General features: G+C 45.5%; 16 protein-coding genes. 2 read left to right on the plus strand and 14 right to left on the minus strand.

Annotated elements, in window-relative coordinates; genetic code table 11:
* Positions 1 to 170 precede the first annotated feature (170 nt).
* Positions 171 to 584 carry a putative ABC transporter permease gene (locus tag CLHUN_RS06210; protein ID WP_080063710.1) on the plus strand — a complete coding sequence of 138 codons (414 nt, stop codon included), beginning with the start codon at positions 171 to 173 and terminating at the stop codon, positions 582 to 584.
* A 123-nt stretch (positions 585 to 707) separates the two neighbouring features.
* Here CLHUN_RS06210 and CLHUN_RS06215 read toward each other — a convergent pair whose 3' ends face one another.
* The 14 genes from CLHUN_RS06215 to CLHUN_RS06280 all read right to left on the minus strand — a co-directional run bounded on the left by CLHUN_RS06215 (position 708) and on the right by CLHUN_RS06280 (position 15,363).
* Entirely contained in the window at positions 708 to 896 is a 189-nt protein-coding gene (locus tag CLHUN_RS06215; RefSeq protein ID WP_080063711.1) for a hypothetical protein, read from the minus strand.
* A gap of 236 nt (positions 897 to 1,132) precedes the next feature.
* Entirely contained in the window at positions 1,133 to 2,881 is a 1,749-nt protein-coding gene (atzF, locus tag CLHUN_RS06220; protein WP_080063712.1) for an allophanate hydrolase, read from the minus strand.
* A complete protein-coding gene (gene uca / locus CLHUN_RS06225) occupies positions 2,881 to 6,483 on the minus strand; it encodes an urea carboxylase (RefSeq protein ID WP_080063713.1) in 3,603 nt (1,200 codons plus the stop codon). The genes atzF and uca overlap by 1 nt, the downstream gene beginning before the upstream one ends.
* Before the next feature lie 140 nt (positions 6,484 to 6,623).
* Positions 6,624 to 7,457, minus strand: a complete 834-nt coding sequence (locus CLHUN_RS06230) for an ABC transporter ATP-binding protein (protein WP_242656453.1) — start codon at positions 7,455 to 7,457, stop codon at positions 6,624 to 6,626.
* Positions 7,457 to 8,251 carry an ABC transporter permease gene (locus CLHUN_RS06235; RefSeq protein ID WP_080063715.1) on the minus strand — a complete coding sequence of 265 codons (795 nt, stop codon included), beginning with the start codon at positions 8,249 to 8,251 and terminating at the stop codon, positions 7,457 to 7,459. Before CLHUN_RS06235 ends, CLHUN_RS06230 begins: the two co-directional genes overlap by 1 nt.
* Before the next feature lie 331 nt (positions 8,252 to 8,582).
* Positions 8,583 to 9,638 carry an ABC transporter substrate-binding protein gene (locus CLHUN_RS06240; RefSeq protein ID WP_080063716.1) on the minus strand — a complete coding sequence of 352 codons (1,056 nt, stop codon included), beginning with the start codon at positions 9,636 to 9,638 and terminating at the stop codon, positions 8,583 to 8,585.
* A 20-nt stretch (positions 9,639 to 9,658) separates the two neighbouring features.
* Entirely contained in the window at positions 9,659 to 10,018 is a 360-nt protein-coding gene (locus CLHUN_RS06245) for a P-II family nitrogen regulator (RefSeq protein WP_080063717.1), read from the minus strand.
* Positions 10,019 to 10,026: 8 nt separating this feature from the next.
* Positions 10,027 to 10,350 carry a P-II family nitrogen regulator gene (locus tag CLHUN_RS06250; protein ID WP_080063718.1) on the minus strand — a complete coding sequence of 108 codons (324 nt, stop codon included), beginning with the start codon at positions 10,348 to 10,350 and terminating at the stop codon, positions 10,027 to 10,029.
* Between the two features lie 103 nt (positions 10,351 to 10,453).
* Positions 10,454 to 11,101: a DUF1989 domain-containing protein gene (locus CLHUN_RS06255; RefSeq protein ID WP_080063719.1), complete on the minus strand. Its 648-nt coding sequence runs from the start codon at positions 11,099 to 11,101 to the stop codon at positions 10,454 to 10,456.
* A gap of 11 nt (positions 11,102 to 11,112) precedes the next feature.
* Entirely contained in the window at positions 11,113 to 11,832 is a 720-nt protein-coding gene (locus tag CLHUN_RS06260; protein WP_080063720.1) for an urea amidolyase associated protein UAAP1, read from the minus strand.
* Positions 11,829 to 12,509, minus strand: coding sequence for an urea amidolyase associated protein UAAP2 (locus CLHUN_RS06265; RefSeq protein WP_080063721.1), 681 nt, complete (start codon positions 12,507 to 12,509; stop codon positions 11,829 to 11,831). Before CLHUN_RS06265 ends, CLHUN_RS06260 begins: the two co-directional genes overlap by 4 nt.
* Before the next feature lie 14 nt (positions 12,510 to 12,523).
* Entirely contained in the window at positions 12,524 to 13,243 is a 720-nt protein-coding gene (locus CLHUN_RS06270; RefSeq protein ID WP_080063722.1) for an urea amidolyase associated protein UAAP1, read from the minus strand.
* A 244-nt stretch (positions 13,244 to 13,487) separates the two neighbouring features.
* Positions 13,488 to 14,252, minus strand: a complete 765-nt coding sequence (locus CLHUN_RS06275) for a LuxR C-terminal-related transcriptional regulator (RefSeq protein WP_080063723.1) — start codon at positions 14,250 to 14,252, stop codon at positions 13,488 to 13,490.
* Positions 14,253 to 14,448: 196 nt separating this feature from the next.
* Positions 14,449 to 15,363 (minus strand): AraC family transcriptional regulator, encoded by a 915-nt coding sequence (locus tag CLHUN_RS06280; protein WP_080063724.1) that lies wholly within the window; start codon positions 15,361 to 15,363, stop codon positions 14,449 to 14,451.
* Positions 15,364 to 15,635: 272 nt separating this feature from the next.
* Between CLHUN_RS06280 and CLHUN_RS06285 the strand changes: the two genes are divergently transcribed.
* Positions 15,636 to 16,391, plus strand: a complete 756-nt coding sequence (locus CLHUN_RS06285; RefSeq protein ID WP_080063725.1) for a hypothetical protein — start codon at positions 15,636 to 15,638, stop codon at positions 16,389 to 16,391.
* The last annotated feature ends 4 nt before the right edge of the window (positions 16,392 to 16,395 follow it).

Below are 16,395 nucleotides of genomic sequence, written 5' to 3' on the forward strand. Positions count from 1 at the left end.
AAAGACATATCAATTTATCATATGCAGGGGATTTACGCTGCGTCACAATTTTTTCCAAAACCTTTTCCGGTGTATAGCCCATTGTTTTCCATAATGTATCATTATTGCACCCTGTGAACGCTCAGGGCATATTATGAATATTATGGAATAATATGCAGGAGTGTGCTGATATGAAGTATTTAAAACTGCTGATTTTATTTGCAATAGGAGGATTTTTCTACTATTTTCTGGAGCGGATGTACAATGGGTATTCCGCCTGGCCTATGGTAATAGTAGGAGGTACCTGCTTCGTGCTTATAGGTCTGATAAATGAATTGTTCACCTGGACAATACCCCTGTGGCTGCAAGGCATTATTTCATCGGTTATTGTTACGGCGGTGGAACTTGTAAGCGGCTTGATCCTGAATGTATGGCTGAAGCTGAATATATGGGATTACAGCAGCTTACCGTTGAATTTCCATGGACAGATATGTCTTTACTATGCAATACTATGGATTTTCATCAGCCTTGGAGCAATAATATTTGATGATTGGCTCAGGTATTGGCTGTTTGAAGAGGAAAAGCCCAAATACAAGCTGTTTTGAGGCAGCAGGATATCTGGTGTCAGGTATAAGCAGAAAACAAGAGCATCCCCGGCTGTTTTCACACAGTTACGGATGCTCTTGGACTTTGGGCCTTATGGGCTCCGGCCTTGCCTTTTACGGATTTTATTTGATGTCAATATTCAAATCGGCACTTTTTCCCTTTTCCGCAAGCTTGCCCTCCAGCAATTTTTTTGCTATATATACAGCTCCTCCAGTACCAAGAGTAGTTGCGCTGCCGATAAGGCAGCCTTTGGCAACATCACTTTTTTGAACCAGCTTGCCCAAATCCAGCGCTATTTTTAATAAATTCATTTTCTTACCCTCCAGATTAATATAATTATTATATTATATTAATCTACAGCTAAATCAGTGAGCAAAAATGTAAAATGACGGATAAGTAGTGCATAAACAATTTAGGCCCCGTGGTCCACGGAGCCTAAATTAAATAATATAAATATAAAGGAAGATAAAACGTCAATCGAAATTGACTTTATGAAAAAGAATATGCTTTTATAATAGACCGGTTATGTTAATAAAAATTGTTGTTTTCATGAATTTTGTGTGAATTTCTTGAAGCTGCCCAGTTCACTTATGTCGCTCTGCCCTTTGGTGGCATACTCCTCGCACAAAAAGCCGAGGATTTCTTCTCCGCTTTCCAGCCTGACCTGTCCAAGTCCCAGCGGTGCCTTTATTTTCAGCAAAAATTCCCCCAGCCTTTCCACAGGAATATTCCAAACCTCCAGCTCTATACTGTTACCCTCCTGATTTACATGCAGCAGGCCGGGTTTTACCGGAACAGTGTCCAGCTTGTAAAGCTTATATTCCGGAGCAGTTACAGCCTCTCTGTCAAACTCTGCCCCCAGCTCCAGCAGTTGGCTTTCCAGCTTCATTCCCCGCATATGCTGTCCGCAGACCGCGATAGGAACAGTCTCTTTTCCAGCCTTATCACAGTTCGCCAGTGCCTGATACAGCCTGGCCAGGCCCAGATTCAAGCCGTCCTCCCCAGCCGGTGCAAATGCGGTCATTCCAAAGGGAAGCTTATCCCCGGCAAAACCGGCTTGAAAACTGACGGCACAGAGGTCCAGCAGATTGCAGTGATTTGTATATAACCCCATTTTGCTGTTGGTTTCAACGGGGTTTGAGTTAACCTCCTCAATGGTATAGGTTCCTCCTGCGGTGGGTAAAAGCAGAACTCCACCCTTCAGGTATCTCCTGATTTCGCACTGAAGCTCGCTTAACCTGTGCACTGCCTTAAAAACATCTCCTGCTTTTAAATCCTCCCTGCTGCCGTTTTTCAATATTCTCTCGGTAACAGGCACCATGCCTTTGCCTCCGTTTTCTTCTATGAAGGCACCCAGGGAAGCCCACCTTTCAGCTATCCAGGGCCCGTCATATAAAATGGAGGCGGCCTCATAAAGGATTTTATTGGGTATGTATTCAACGGCCAGTCCCAGCTTTTGAATATTTTCCAGTACCTTTTCCCAACAGGCCCTGTACTGCACTTCAAATTCTCCGAAAAATTCGAGTTCCTCCTCCGGCAGGAGAATTTTTTCAGGTATTGTTAATACCGTTTTCTTTACTTCCCTTGACTGCGGGCAATTTTTGTCATGGACCCTTGCAACACTGTCCACCAGCATGGCATCCTCCGTGGTATGGGTAAAGACCGTAACGCAGTCCAGAGACCGGCAGGCCGGAACGACTCCCTTTGAAGACCATGCACCTATGGTCGGCTTGAAGCCCACCAGATTGTTCAGGGCTGCGGGTACTCTGCCGGAGCCTGCGGTGTCGGTGCCCAGGGAAAATGCAGCCAGGCCCAGTGCAACGCTGACTGCGGAACCTGAACTGGAACCTCCGCTTATCAATTCAGGCTTCAGTGAATTATGGGTTGCCCCATATAAACTTCGTGTGCCAACCAGTCCGGTTGCAAACTGGTCAAGATTTGTCTTCCCCACCGGAATCGCCCCGGCCTCCATGAGAAGCCTTACAACCGTTGCGCTCTCTTTTGGCAAATAGGCATAGCTCTCACAGCCTGCGGTAGTTTCCAGCCCTTCCAGGTCTATATTGTCCTTTATGGAAAAAGGAACTCCCCATAGAGGGGTGGTCTTCCTGTCCATAACCATTATACGTTCAACCTGCTTTTGAAGCCTGTCCATGGAAGGCTCAACAATCCAGATATTCCACGCCCTTATTTCCTCCGACCGTCTGACTATTTCCCGGCACAGGTCATACGGAGTGAAATCCCCGGTTTCATATGCCTTCTTTACATATTCTATTGTGATTTTATCCGCAATTTTCATCAGCCGTCCTCCTCAATAGCAGCAAGCACCTGCCCTGCACATACCTCCTGGGTCTCTCCCACATATATGCCCCTTATAACCCCGTTACAGGTGGATACCTGGGGAAACTCCATCTTCATGCTTTCTTCTATGACAATAGTGTCGCCCTTCTTGACCCTGTCACCCACTGCTACGAGTATTTTCCATACACTGCCGGGCAAAACTGAGCAAACAGGTGTGGTTCCTTCCGGAATTTCCAGTTCCTGTGCCCTGCTGTCTTCATTTTTTGATATGAATTGGTCAAGACCTTGTTCCTTCCACATATTCTTTTCAATATTGAAGGATCGGGTCTGATGTCTCTTGAACTCCAGGCCCTCTTCTCTGCAGCTATCAAGATACTCCATATACTCGCCATAGTCGAAGACCGTGTCTTCAGCCATAATTTCATACCTGCCCCTGAGAAAGTCCTCTCTGATTTGCAGCAGTTCATCTGCACTGACAGGATAAAAGGATATCTGGTCAAAAAAGTTCAACAGCCAGGGTTTCCCCTCCCGGAAGCTCTTTGTAACCCTTATGGGATTCCAGGTTTGAAGGGTTCTGCCAAACAACTGGTATCCCCCAGGCCCCTCCATGCCGTATATTCCCATGTAGGCTCCTCCGATTCCCACTGCATTTTCCGGGGTCCAGGTTCTTGCAGGATTATACTTGGTAGTAACCAGCCTGTGCCTTGGGTCCATGGGTATGCAAACCGGAGCCCCCAGATATACGTCCCCCAGGCCCAGGACTATGTATCGGGCCTGGAAAATAATATCTTTGACTTTTTCAAGGCTCTCCAGGCCGTTAATCCTTCTGATGAATTCTATATTGCTGGGACACCAGGGAGCATTGGGCCGGACATTCTGATAATACCGCTCCACTGCCAGCCTGGCTCCCGGATCATCCCACGACAGCGGCAGTTTTATTTTTCTGGACTTTATCTTAAAACCGTTCAGGTCACCTATCTGCCCGTCCAGCATTACAATTCTGTCTGCCAGTTCCCGTATGGACATCCTGCCCGAATCAATATGAAGCTGCAGGGAACGTATGCCTGGCGTAGCATCTATCAGGGGAATGTCACCACAGCCTTTTACCGCCTCCATCAATGCATGCACCCTGATTCTGAGCCTCATTTCAATTTCCATGGCACCATATTCACAAAGTATGTATTCATCTCCCGCACAGCGGATTACAAAGTCATCTCCCTCCTCTTTTTCTATCCTCCTCAAAATAGGATAAGACGGGGTAATTGTTTCTGTCTCATTGATTTCCGGCAGAGCCTTCATATTTCCCTCTTTTATTGAGGCTATAAAGGCTTCCTGCTCCAATCTTATCTTTTGGGCGGTTTCAATTGTTATGAGCTTGAATCTCACTTTGCTGCCGGGAGCCAACTGTCCTGTCTTCCACAGTTCCCCGGAGGGTATTGTTACTGGGCAGACAAAGCCTCCCAGGCTTGGACCGTCCGGCCCTAAAATAATGGGCATGTCTCCCGTCAGATCAAGTGTACCTACCGCATATGCAGTGTCGTGTACATTTGAGGGGTGAAGGCCTGCTTCACCGCCGTCCTCTCTTTCCCACAGCGGTGCAGGACCCAAAAGCCTCACCCCTGTGCGGTCGCTGTTGAAGTGTACCTCCCACCAGGTTTCAGTCAGTTGCTCCAGGTAGTCCTTTTTCAAAAACTCCTCCGTACAATGGGGACCTGCTACCACTCCGATTTCCATCACTTCCGTTATCTCCGGCACCAGTACCTTATTGATTGAATAGGTAATACCTTCCGCTGCCTCCGTAACCTGCAGCAGATCCCCGGTGCGGAGACACCTGCCCCCGTGGCCTCCAAAGCCTCCCAGGGCAAAGGTTGAAGCGCTGCCCAGATACTCTGGAACATCCAGTCCCCCCTGAACGGCAAGATATGCCCTTATGCCCCTGGCGGCTTTCCCAAGTTCCAGCTCCTGCCCCGCCTTGACCTTGACGGCCCGGTACATGGGTATGGGTGCTCCGTCAAGTCTGGGCTTCATATCGGCACCTGTAATGCAGAGGATGAAGTCGTCTCGGAATCTGTATTTCCCTCCCCGGAGCGTAAACTCCAATCCGGCGGCCTGAGGGCAGTTTCCCAGGAGCTGGTTTGCAATCCTGAAGTTCAGATTGTCCATGGCTCCGCTGGGAGGAACGCCTATATCCCAATAGCCTGTTCTGGCAGGGTAATCCTGAACACTGGTCTGTACACCTCCGTCAAGCACCTCGATTTTATGCTCCCTGTATTCAAAGCCCTCCAGCATTCCTGTATACAGCAGGCCTCTCTGATATTCCTCAGTATTTATAAATGCATTTATATACTCAATGTTTGTGGTAACACCATAAACGGATGTTTCCCTTAACACTACTTTCATTTTTGCTATTGCTTCCTCACGGGTATCCGCTTTGACTATGAGCTTTGCCAGCATGGGGTCATAGTTTGTGGTAATGACGATATTGTCTCTTATCCAGGTTTCAACCCTTGCCTTATCTGAAAAATGCAGCTTGTCAATTTTTCCTCCGCTGGGCGCAAAATTTCTTTTGCCGTCCTCAGCATATATTCTGGCCTCAATGCTAAAGCCCCGGGGCTTTGAAAACAACTGCCGCAGGTTCTTAAGCTCACCTGCCGCCTCTTTGACCATCCATTCGACCAGGTCAATACCCAGCACCTCTTCCGTTACTCCGTGTTCAACCTGGAGTCTGGTGTTCACCTCCAGAAAATAAAACTTTTCGGTTTTTGTATCATACAGGAACTCTACCGTTCCGGCACTTCTATAGCCTACAGACAGGGCAAGCCTTTGTGCGGCCTCCTGCATTGCCTCTCTGGTCTGCTCCGAGATACCCGCCGCAGGACATTCCTCCACTACTTTCTGGTTTCTTCTCTGTACGGAACAATCTCTTTCTGCCAGTGCCGCAACCTCTCCATATTCATTGCCGAATATCTGCACCTCTATGTGTCTTGCCTTTTCCAGATACTTCTCCAGAAATATTCCCGCATTGCTGAAATTAGTCTTTGCCAGATAGCTGCAGGCTTCGTAGGCTCCTGCCAGTTCCTCTCTGTCCCGGCAGACCCTCATACCTATTCCTCCGCCTCCTGCGGTGCTCTTCAAAATTACCGGATAGCCCAGAGAAGCTGCCGCTTTTACAGCCTCATCCACATTTTTTAAAAGTCCCGTACCTTCCAGCATGGGAACCTCTGCCGTCCGTGCCAGCTCCCTGGCAGAATGCTTTAGGCCGAACAGTTCCATCTGCATGGGTGTAGGGCCGATAAACACAATGCCCTGGTCGGCACATTTCCTGGCAAATTCGCTGTTCTCACTTAAAAATCCATATCCCGGATGAATTGCGTCGGCACCGTTTTCCCTTGCAATCTCCAGAAGCCTGTCACCATTCAGATAGGTGTTTGTGACCGGACCATCTCCCAGACATATTGCTTCATCTGCATAGTCTGTGTGAAGGCTGTCCTGGTCCGCTCTGGAATAAACCGCTAAAGCTTTTACATTCATTTTTTTAAGAGTGCGTGCTATTCTCACTGCTATTGCACCCCGATTGGCTATTAAGACTTTATTGAACATATTATCTCCCATCTACGCGCATAGTGCGTACACAAATAGTAATGAAAGACACGTAGTGGCTTTCGCTGCGTGAAAGCCACTTTGACTTGCCACATGTATCTTTCACGCTATCTACCTCATCCACTTGTATTGTCACTGCCTCAGGAATTGTCACCGCCTTGGTGCAGTATTCCGGTTATTTCTTTTCGTAATGCAATGAATTCCTGTGTATCCTTCAGTTCCAGATCTCTTTCATACGGCAGGAATACCGGGATATCCGCTATGAACCTGCCGGGCCTCTGACTCATGACAAGAATCCGGGTAGACAAATAAACCGCCTCTTCAATATCATGAGTTACAAATATTACTGTTGTTTTCTCCTTCTGCCATATCTTTCTGGTCAGCAACTGCATATTTGCTTTGGTCTGAGGGTCCAGTGCCCCGAAGGGTTCATCCATTAACAGCACTTCCGGACTGTTTGCCAGGGCCCTTGCTATTGCAACCCTTTGCTTCATACCTCCTGAAAGTTCCTTGGGAAGTGCCTTGCGGAACTGTGAAAGCCCTATCAGGTCCAGATATTTGTTTACAATTACATCGGCTTTGTCCTTTGGGCACTTTTTTTCCTTAAGTCCGTAGCGTATGTTTTCCTCCACACTCATCCACGGGAACAGGGTATAGGTCTGAAAGACCATTCCTCTGTCGGCGCCGGGTCCTTTAAGAACCTGGTCATCCAGAATGATTGCACCCTCTGAGATATCATCCAGCCCGCCTATCATTTTAAGCAGCGTGGATTTTCCGCAGCCTGACGGGCCCACAATGCTGACAAATTCGTTCTCAAGTATGTCAAAATCCACATGATCGATGGCCAGCGTCTCTTTTTTTCTGCTCTTATATACTTTTGTCACATTTCTTCCGAAAATCCTGCTGTTTGCCACTCGGGCCTCAATTTGTGACCCGCTGCATATTTCCGTCCTAGTCGATTTTTTTCCCAACACTATTTGACTCCCCCTTCCGACCAGTAAAACAGCTTCCTGCTCACCAATGCAAAGGTTCTGTCAATCAGCAGCCCAAGCAGGCCGATTATTATAATACCCGCAAAAATGTAGGGGGTCTTTAAATATCTCTGGGCTTTCAATATGCTGTAGCCCAGGCCTGAGTTTGCGGCTACAAGTTCTGCAACCACAAGATAGGTCCACGCCCAGCCCATCATCATCCGCAAGGTGTCCATCAGTCTTGGCAGCATGGATGGAATTATTATTTTCCACAGTACCTTAAATCTTTTTGAGCCCAGTGTATAAGCTGCATTTATATAGTCCTCCGGTACGCTTCTCAGATCGTCTGCCACCATGGGAACCAGTTGAAAAAGGGTACCCAGAAATATAACTGCTATTTTAGCCTCTTCTCCTATACCCACCCAGACCATAATCAGCGGTACAAAGGCCGGAACAGGCAGATATCTGAAGAACTCTATCATAGGCTGTATAAATGCTTCGGTTACCGAGAAGCTTCCGGCCAGGATGCCCAGTACTATGCCCAGTATGACTGCATATATGAAGCCCATGAATATTCTGTAGCAGCTTATGTACAAGTCTCCCCATATGGAACCTGTTATGAACAGGTCCAGGATGGTTGACAGAACCCTTCCCGGAGTGGGCAGAAAAACCTGGTTCACCGCACCTGAAACACTGGCTGCCTGCCAGACAGCTATCAGTATGACAAAGGACATGGCAGCTATGAAAATATATAATTTTTTATCAATACTCTTGCGTATTTGAAATAGTTTGTTCATCAGTTTTCACCTCTTTTATTCGTAAGAGCCTGTTTTAAGCCTGTTCTGAGTTTTTTAAGCCCGGTTTTCCACCGCTGTTCCTTTTGGAGGACCCGCCCTGACTTAACCTGTAGCGCTAGTTAATAAAGTCTTGAAGAGACAGGTTTGCTCACGCGAGGACGACTTTAAAGAAATGCGCAGTATGATTAAAAGCTTTTTGCTGAAATTGTACTTCCAAGTGTAAGCTTACACTTGGAATATTACAGCCTGCTGATTTTGCAGTTAAATTGACAGGATGTCAGTTTAAGCATCCGAGCAGCCTGGTTACCACGTTTTTAACTAGCACAACGAGTTAATTCATGCTTGTATCAGGCACAGGATTGGATTTTCTTCCCTTGAGAACTTCTTTCAGGTAATAGCTGTTGACAAGCTTTGCTGAATCATCCGGCAATTCGCCTATCAGGTTCACACCTTTTAAAAATTCTGCTATCTTAAGCGCGGTATAGGGTAAATAGCTGTAGTCCTCAGCCTTGTTGTCCATGGTGTCGATTCCCTCCTGGATAGTGAACAGTTTGGAGCCGCTCATGGCAACTCTCATCTCCGCCTCGCTTATTTGGGCTCCCTTGGCCATATCCTTTATAGCCTTATCCTCATTTGCCACATAGAAATCCATAGCATCATAGTAGGCGTTAATCACATTTACAATGTCCTGCTTTCCGTTTTCAAGCATACCCCCTCCTGCCACCAGCACATCGGGAATAAGGCCCGGAGTGTCCTTTGAGGAGGTCAGCAGCTTGGAATCCTTTTTTGCCAACGCCTGGCTTAAGGACGGCTCCCACAGACATGCAGCATCTACCTTGTCAGACAGGAACGCAGGTGCGGAATCGGATATTGACAGGTTCACCATATTTATGTCGCTTTCCTTCAACCCTGCGGTTTTGAGCACATTCAACAGGAAGAAGTGCTCTATGGTTCCATATTCCGTGGCAACCGACTTACCCTTCAAGTCCGCAATGCTGTTCACCGAGGAATTGGCTACCAGCCCGTCTGCACCGTTGGAATTATCCAGCACCAGCACACTTTCAAGCTTTATCCCATTTATGTAAGGTGCAATTGTGTCGGGGGTGGCTATGGAAAGCATGTCCAGCTGGCCTGTTGAAAAGGCCTGTACGCTGTCGCTGTAAACCGGGAAATTAACAAGTTCAACCTTGACATTATTCTTTTTGAAGAAGTCCTCTTCCTGGCATATGTACCAGGTATAAAAGGCAGGATAGGCTGAAACGCCCAGTTTATATGTTTTTCCTTCAGAAGCTCCCTTTTCGTCACCGCTGCCGCAGCCCGCAAGGGAGCTGGCGATAAAAGCAGTTGACAAAAGCAGTACTAAAACTTTTTTAATTATTTTTCTCATGGCTATAATCTCCTTTTCATTTACATAAGCGCATTGTCGTTCTTCTCTCCGGTCCTTATCCTGATGACTTCCTCGGCCTCCAGGACAAATACCTTTCCATCTCCGGGATTTCCGGTTTGATTCACCTTTTTCACAACACTGATAAGGCGGTCCACATCTTCATCCCGGCAGAATATTTCTATCATCTTCTTGGCTATAAACGGATTGTCCATATGGTTCACCAGGCTTTCTTCGTTGCCTGCCACAAAGGAACCTTTCCCGCTGCCCTTTCCTCTGCCCAGTACATCCTTTACACTCATGGAATGAAAGCTGTTTTCCACCAGTGCAGCCTTGGTTTTAAAGTACATATTGGGACGTATGAATATATATACCTGCTTCATAAGACCTCCTATTCTTCCAGCCCGGAGCTTATGGTAACCGACTTCTGGACAGGCATGATAAATATTTTTCCGTCTCCGAACATCCCATTCTTACTTGTACGGGCCGTTTGGATTATGATTTTCTTTATCTCCTCCTCCGCTTCGTCCGGCACTACCATCATGATCATTTCCTTGGGCAGCTCGTCATAGCTTATATTGCTTACCTTCAGTCCTCTTTGCTTGCCTCTGCCCAGAATGCTGTATCTCGTTGCGGATATGTAGCCCGCATCACATAGTGCGCTCAGTACTTCGTTTGCCTTTTCGGGTCTTACCACTGCTTTTATCAGTTTCATAGCCTTAATTCCTTTCCGCCGCAGCCGCGGCATACTTATTTATAAGCTGTTGTTTTATGCGGTCTTGATACTGTCTTAATGCGGTCTTGACGCTTTATGCTCTTTAATTCCATATAAGAACCTTGTTTGTGGTTGGCCTGAAGCCGCTGCACGGGTTGTTTATCTGCGGACAATTGCTTATGAGCAGCATTGTGTCATTCAACGCCTCAAACTCCACATATGAACCGGGACTGGAAATACCGTCCATAAATTCGAACCTTCCGTCGGGAAGCTTTAATATCTGGGCAAACAGATTTATATTTGGAACCAGATCCGATTTTGAATACCTGTCTGCATGCCCGGCAAGCTGTAAAATGAAGCTGTCCCTGCAGGTCTTCATGTGCAGGGTGTGATGTCCATACCTGACAGTGTTGCTTTCAGTGGCGCAGGCACCTCCCATTGTGTCATGGCAGGTGCAGGTATCCGCCACCATTTTGAGCAGCTCTTTACCTGATTCTGTAACAAATACGGTGCCTGCATTTATATACAGCTTTTTTTGCCTGACAATTGTTTGGGTCGCACTGTAGTGGTCTTCCGGATTATGCAGGTCATAAATCAAAAGATCCAGGCCCTGGTTGCCCTCCAGGTCTATTATTCTCAGTGTCTGGCCTCTCCGCAAGGGATGCATCCAACCCTCTCCGGCAGGTATGAGTTCCTCATATACTGCATCGCCCGGTTCTTTTTTGCTTAAAGTTTTTTCAAATCGAATCATATTTTCACCCCTTATATCCCCAGCAACAAGTCATATTCCCAGGTATTTTCAAACGCCCTTTTAGTATATTCCGAATAATTTACGCAAAAATCCAGTTCATCAGCCCTGGCCGCAGGCAGAACCTCTATTCTTACGGGAACCGAAGGATAATTCACCGCTTCATCCATTGGATTAGGCGTGTTTGATAAAACAATATAAACATCCATTTCCGTCCTGATAGCAACTGCTGCGCCCTTTTTGCAGTGGTTTTTGCAAAAGCTTAAATTGCCGGTCTCATCCGCCTCCACCTTGGAGAAAAAATTCACCGGAGGCATCAAGTCCTTTTTACTCATTCCATTCTTTATAAGCTCATTTATAAAGTTCTCCTGACCTGCTTTCAAATAGTCGTTTCCCTGCTTCTGATAGCTGGTAAATCCGTATTTTTCGTCTGTCATCTTTCTGGTGGTGCAGCCTGCTATGCTGTCATGCCAGCCCAAATCGTCTTCGACTATGCTTGCCATGGCCCGCCCGCAGTCGCTGATAATGGCGTGGCCTTTTTTCAAATAAAAGGTATGCTGTGCCTTCAAGGTATCAGGTGCATTGTAGTGCTCGCTGAGATTCCGCACATTGTACAAAAGCATTCCCAGGTTTGCTCCGTCCCCCTCCGCCGTAAAGCGTATAAGGCGTTCCTTGCAGATATTGCCCGACCATCGGTCTCCGGGCATCAATACTTTTTGCCAGATTACGTTCATACTGCCGCCCCCTTTGCGTGAATTTCCTGTTCATTCCAGATAATCACATGAACCGGAGTGGGATTGTATGCGTTGCATGGATTGTTTATCTGCGGGCAATTGCTTATGAGAACCATGGTATCGCACAAAGCCTTCATTTCCACGTAATACCCTGGTGCGGACAGGCCGTCGTCAAACTTCAAAGCTCCCTCTTCAGTAACCGGCACATTCATGAAAAAATTTATGTTTGGCGCCAGGTCACGCTTTCTGACGGTCTCACCGTTTTTTGCAAGCTGGAGCATAAAAGAATCCCGGCAGTTGTGCATATACATCTTTTCTCTGGAATATCTCACCGTATTGCTCTGGGAGGAACATGCCCCGCCAAGGGTGTCATGCCTGCCGCATAAATCCGCAGTGATTTCCAGAAGAGGCTTGCCCGACTCGGCTCTCAGTATGCTCCCTGTAGTCAGGTAGATATTTGCCTGAGAGACAATTGTTGCAACGGCACTATAGTGGTCCTGTGGATTATGTAAATCATAGAAAGTGGTATCCACTGCCTGGTTGCCTCCCAAATCGATTATTCTGAGGCTCTGTCCCTTTAATAGCTCATGAATCCAGCCGTCTCCCGCCAGAATTGTCTCTTCGTATACGGCATCCTCTACTTTCAAAAAGCTCTCTTTTTTAATAAAACCCAACATATTGTCCCCCCTATTCACCAGCCAAGTAAATTTATATAGTCCCAGGTATTCTGAAAGGCCCTGTAATTTTCAGGTCTGAAATTGACGCAATAATCGTTCAGCTCTACTTCCGGAGCCTGGAAAACTTCCACGGTTACAGGCACAGATGGGTAATCGGCTCGATTGTCCAGAGGATTGGGAGTATTTGATAATATGAGGATGATATCCATCTCAGTTCTCAAAGTGACGAAAGCTCCCTTTTTGCAATGATTTTCGTCATAGTGCATGCTACCGTCCTCCCGGCAGTAGACCCTGGAAAATAAATTCACACAGGGAACCATATCCCGTATTCCCAGGTCATTTCTCACCAGCTCAACTGCAAAATTCTCTTCGCCGCTCTTAAGCCAGTCGTTTCCCACCTCCTGGTATTTCGTTTCTCCATACTTTTCGTCCGTAGCCAGCCTGGTAGTGTGTCCCGAAATGCTGTCATGCCAGCCCAGGCTGTCTTCCACAATACTGGCAAGTACCCTTCCGTTATCGCTCAGGAGTATGTTTCCCTTTGTCAGATAGGCACAGTGCTGGGCTTTCAGGGTATCCGGCATGTTGTATCTTTCAGAAGAGTCCCACATGTTATATATAAGCACGGACAGGTTGGCACCGGCTTCATCGGCTCTGAACTTCAGGTATCTGCCTTTGCCGATGTTTCCTGACCATTTCTCACCCGGCTTTAAGGTTTTAGTCCAAATACTTTTCATATTTTTACCTCCTTTTACAATTCAAACCACAAAAATTGAATAAAAAAAATAACAAACAGTGTTGTTTGTTATTTTGCTTCACATACAAACGCGGCCGTCTTTCCCATACCACGTTGTATGCAACAGTATTTAAATGTTGCTTAAAGTATATTACAATACCATATTGACCACAATTGAACTAAATACTGATTTTTCTGAAATAAATAGAACTTTAGGAGAATGAACCCTACTCCTAAAGTTCTATTTATCTTTGCTCCCCGAATATTTTCAAAAGCTGCATCCTGCTGTTTATGCCGATTTTGGTGAAAATGTTATAGACATGCTTTTTTACGGTGGATATGCTGATCATGTATTTATCGCTGATATCCTGATTTGACAAGCCCTGTATCATCATTTGAATTATTTCTTTTTCTCTTTTTGACAGCTTGTAGCTTTCCAGTTCATCAAAATTTATTGAAAGCCTGCCCCCCAGGGATTTACTGCTTTTTCTCAGGGAGTGGATAATATTTGTCATATGGTCCTTTACCAGATGAAGTATTCTTATATCCCTGTCCGAAAAATCCCCCAGGTCTGCCGAGCGGAATAAATTCAAAACTCCCAGTACATTTCCTTCTTTTATGAATATGATACCGCAGCCGTATTCAATATTCTGCGGCTTTAAGAACCCCAGGTAAAGCTCGCTCTTAACCCTTAGGGAATTCTCCAGTATTTCAGTATCTTTAAATACCAGTGTTGAGGAATCATTGATTATATAATTAATATAATCCACCTTGTAAAAATGATCTATATACAGATTTTTCATCTTTTCGCTTATGTTTATAAAAGAACTGTTTTCAGCATTAATCTCATTTTCCTCAGAGCTCATCAATATAAAGCCCTGGGAGTAAGGAATCAGTCCCCGGATAATCTTTAAAAACCTGTCTGCAATTTCATGCTCATTGTCCATTGAATAGATTTCAAGCAGAAGTTCATTTATTCTGTTCCATTCCATTTCCTTTAAAGTTACCATAAGACCTCACAATAAAGCATAATATTTGCTTTATTTTAGCATATTAAGCCGTTTTATACAATAAATTATGAAACCCCGGCTGAGTGCCTGAAGCCGCTTTAAGCTGCCTGAGGCAGACGGCTGGCCGACTGCTCACCGGTCTGCCGCCTTTAAACTTGAGAAAAGCACTCCTTTAAAGAAGTGCTTTTGATAACGGTTATATTCCTTCGTTCAGTTGTCTTACAGGTCTGGCTTCAATATAGCCCCGGTAGCCCTGGGGTTCAAGCTGAAATGCCGGTGCGGCCTCCTCCGCCCACTGGAAACCGTAAAGCTGTGGGTTATACTTTTTTATCACATCCCACAATTCTTCAATAGCTTCTCCAAAATTCTCGTCCTCATAGGGCTCGCCCTGGAAAACCATCATCTTACATGGCTCAAGGTCAATGATTTCAAAACCCTCCGGGACTTCTCCCGCGTAGTCACCGGGAACCTCCACGCCCTGAATGTATCTGGAAGTGCCGGGCTTTATAAGCCTGCCGGGCAGCCACATGCCTGCAGGTTCGTACATGGCTTCCCTTATGCTGGACAGCACTCCCCATACATCACAGCCCACCTCTTCACAGTACTCAAAATAGTGGGAGGCTTTAAGCCCTCTCTTCATAATCAGTTTTCTGGCCGGTCTTTCCACTACCTGGACAAATACAGTATTGGTGCTTTTTTTCTCAGACATCTTGTTCTCTCCTTTTTGCAGTGTAAGGTAATAGTCACGAATACGGTGGGGCATAAAAAGCTGTATGGGCCCGGGATTCTCACTATACCTTTTAGGGGACATGCCGAACTGCCTATTGAAGGCTCTTGTAAAACCTTCGTGGGAATCGAATACAAAGTCAAACGCCACATCCACAATTTTGGTCCGGTTGTCCCTGAGCTGTATGGCAGCCTTGCTCAGCCTCAGTGCTCTCAGGTATTCAAACGGCGACTTGCCGGTAAGCTCTTTGAATATTCTTGCAGAATGCCATTGTGAATACCCCGCAGCCCTTGCAAGGTCACCAAGGGTAACAGTTGAATTGATGTTCTCGCTGATGTAATCCTGCATCCGCTGCACTGCATTTATTACTTCCCATCGCTCCATGTTCTCACCTCCTTGATATAAGGATACCAACTTATGGCTTGATTTTCTTGACGCTGGTTGCTAAGATGTTTTCAAGTGCGGGGAGGCACAAGCTAAAATCACAGACTTAACTTATAAAAATTATATCATTTAATTGAAATTACATATCAGCAATCCTATTTTAAGTTACAACAAATAAATTGATATCATGACAATTTCATTCAAATTATTGCTTTAAATGTCAATCAATAGTAATATATTTATAATAAAATTTATAATTTGGGAGGTATTTTATGGAAGCAGCCTTTAGTGAACTTCAATATGCATACAGTTGTACCCGCGAGTTGGAAAATCGTTTAGGTAGTTCCTGCTCATGTGCGCCCTATTTTCCCACATTAATTGAAGAAGCAAAGTTTGGCTTTGATGTGGCTATCGGTTCCTTATATGCTCCTGTATTCCTACAGTATAAAGTTGCGGACTATATGATAAGAAAATCAGCCAGAAACTGGAAGGAGTTTTCTTCTTCTTTTTTCCGTTTTTCAGTTTATCCGGCAACCAAATCACCGCAGCATAACAGGCTTAAGTCCTTAAGCACGGTTTTTCCTTTTGTTTACTATTGTTCCTCCGCTTTTGTTGATTATGACCAATTCGATTCTTTTCACACTCATGGCCGGATAGTGGACAATAGTGTATTTATAAATCTGTGTACAATTCCCAAAAATAGTGGAAATGCTGAACATGACATAATATTTCAGACTGCACCCTGGAGATACCGCTGGTGTTCAGATCCAATAGAAGTAAAAGGTACAAACGGTTGGGACGAACTTGCAAAAACAATACGTGAAAAAAGAGAGCATTTTGATACTATTGATAACATTTATAAAAAATTGACCAAATACATATTTACCCTTTTAAATATCGCTGAACCTGATGGCAATAATGACTTTCAAGATACAACCCTCGAGCCGGACAGATGGACTTATATTTCCCATCTTTTAGGGATGTATTTTAATAGTTCATTGGTTTTATTGAAGTATAAAGATAAATAGCAAT

Origin of the sequence: Ruminiclostridium hungatei, from assembly GCF_002051585.1 — a bacterium.
GTDB lineage: Bacteria > Bacillota > Clostridia > Acetivibrionales > DSM-1351 > Ruminiclostridium > Ruminiclostridium hungatei.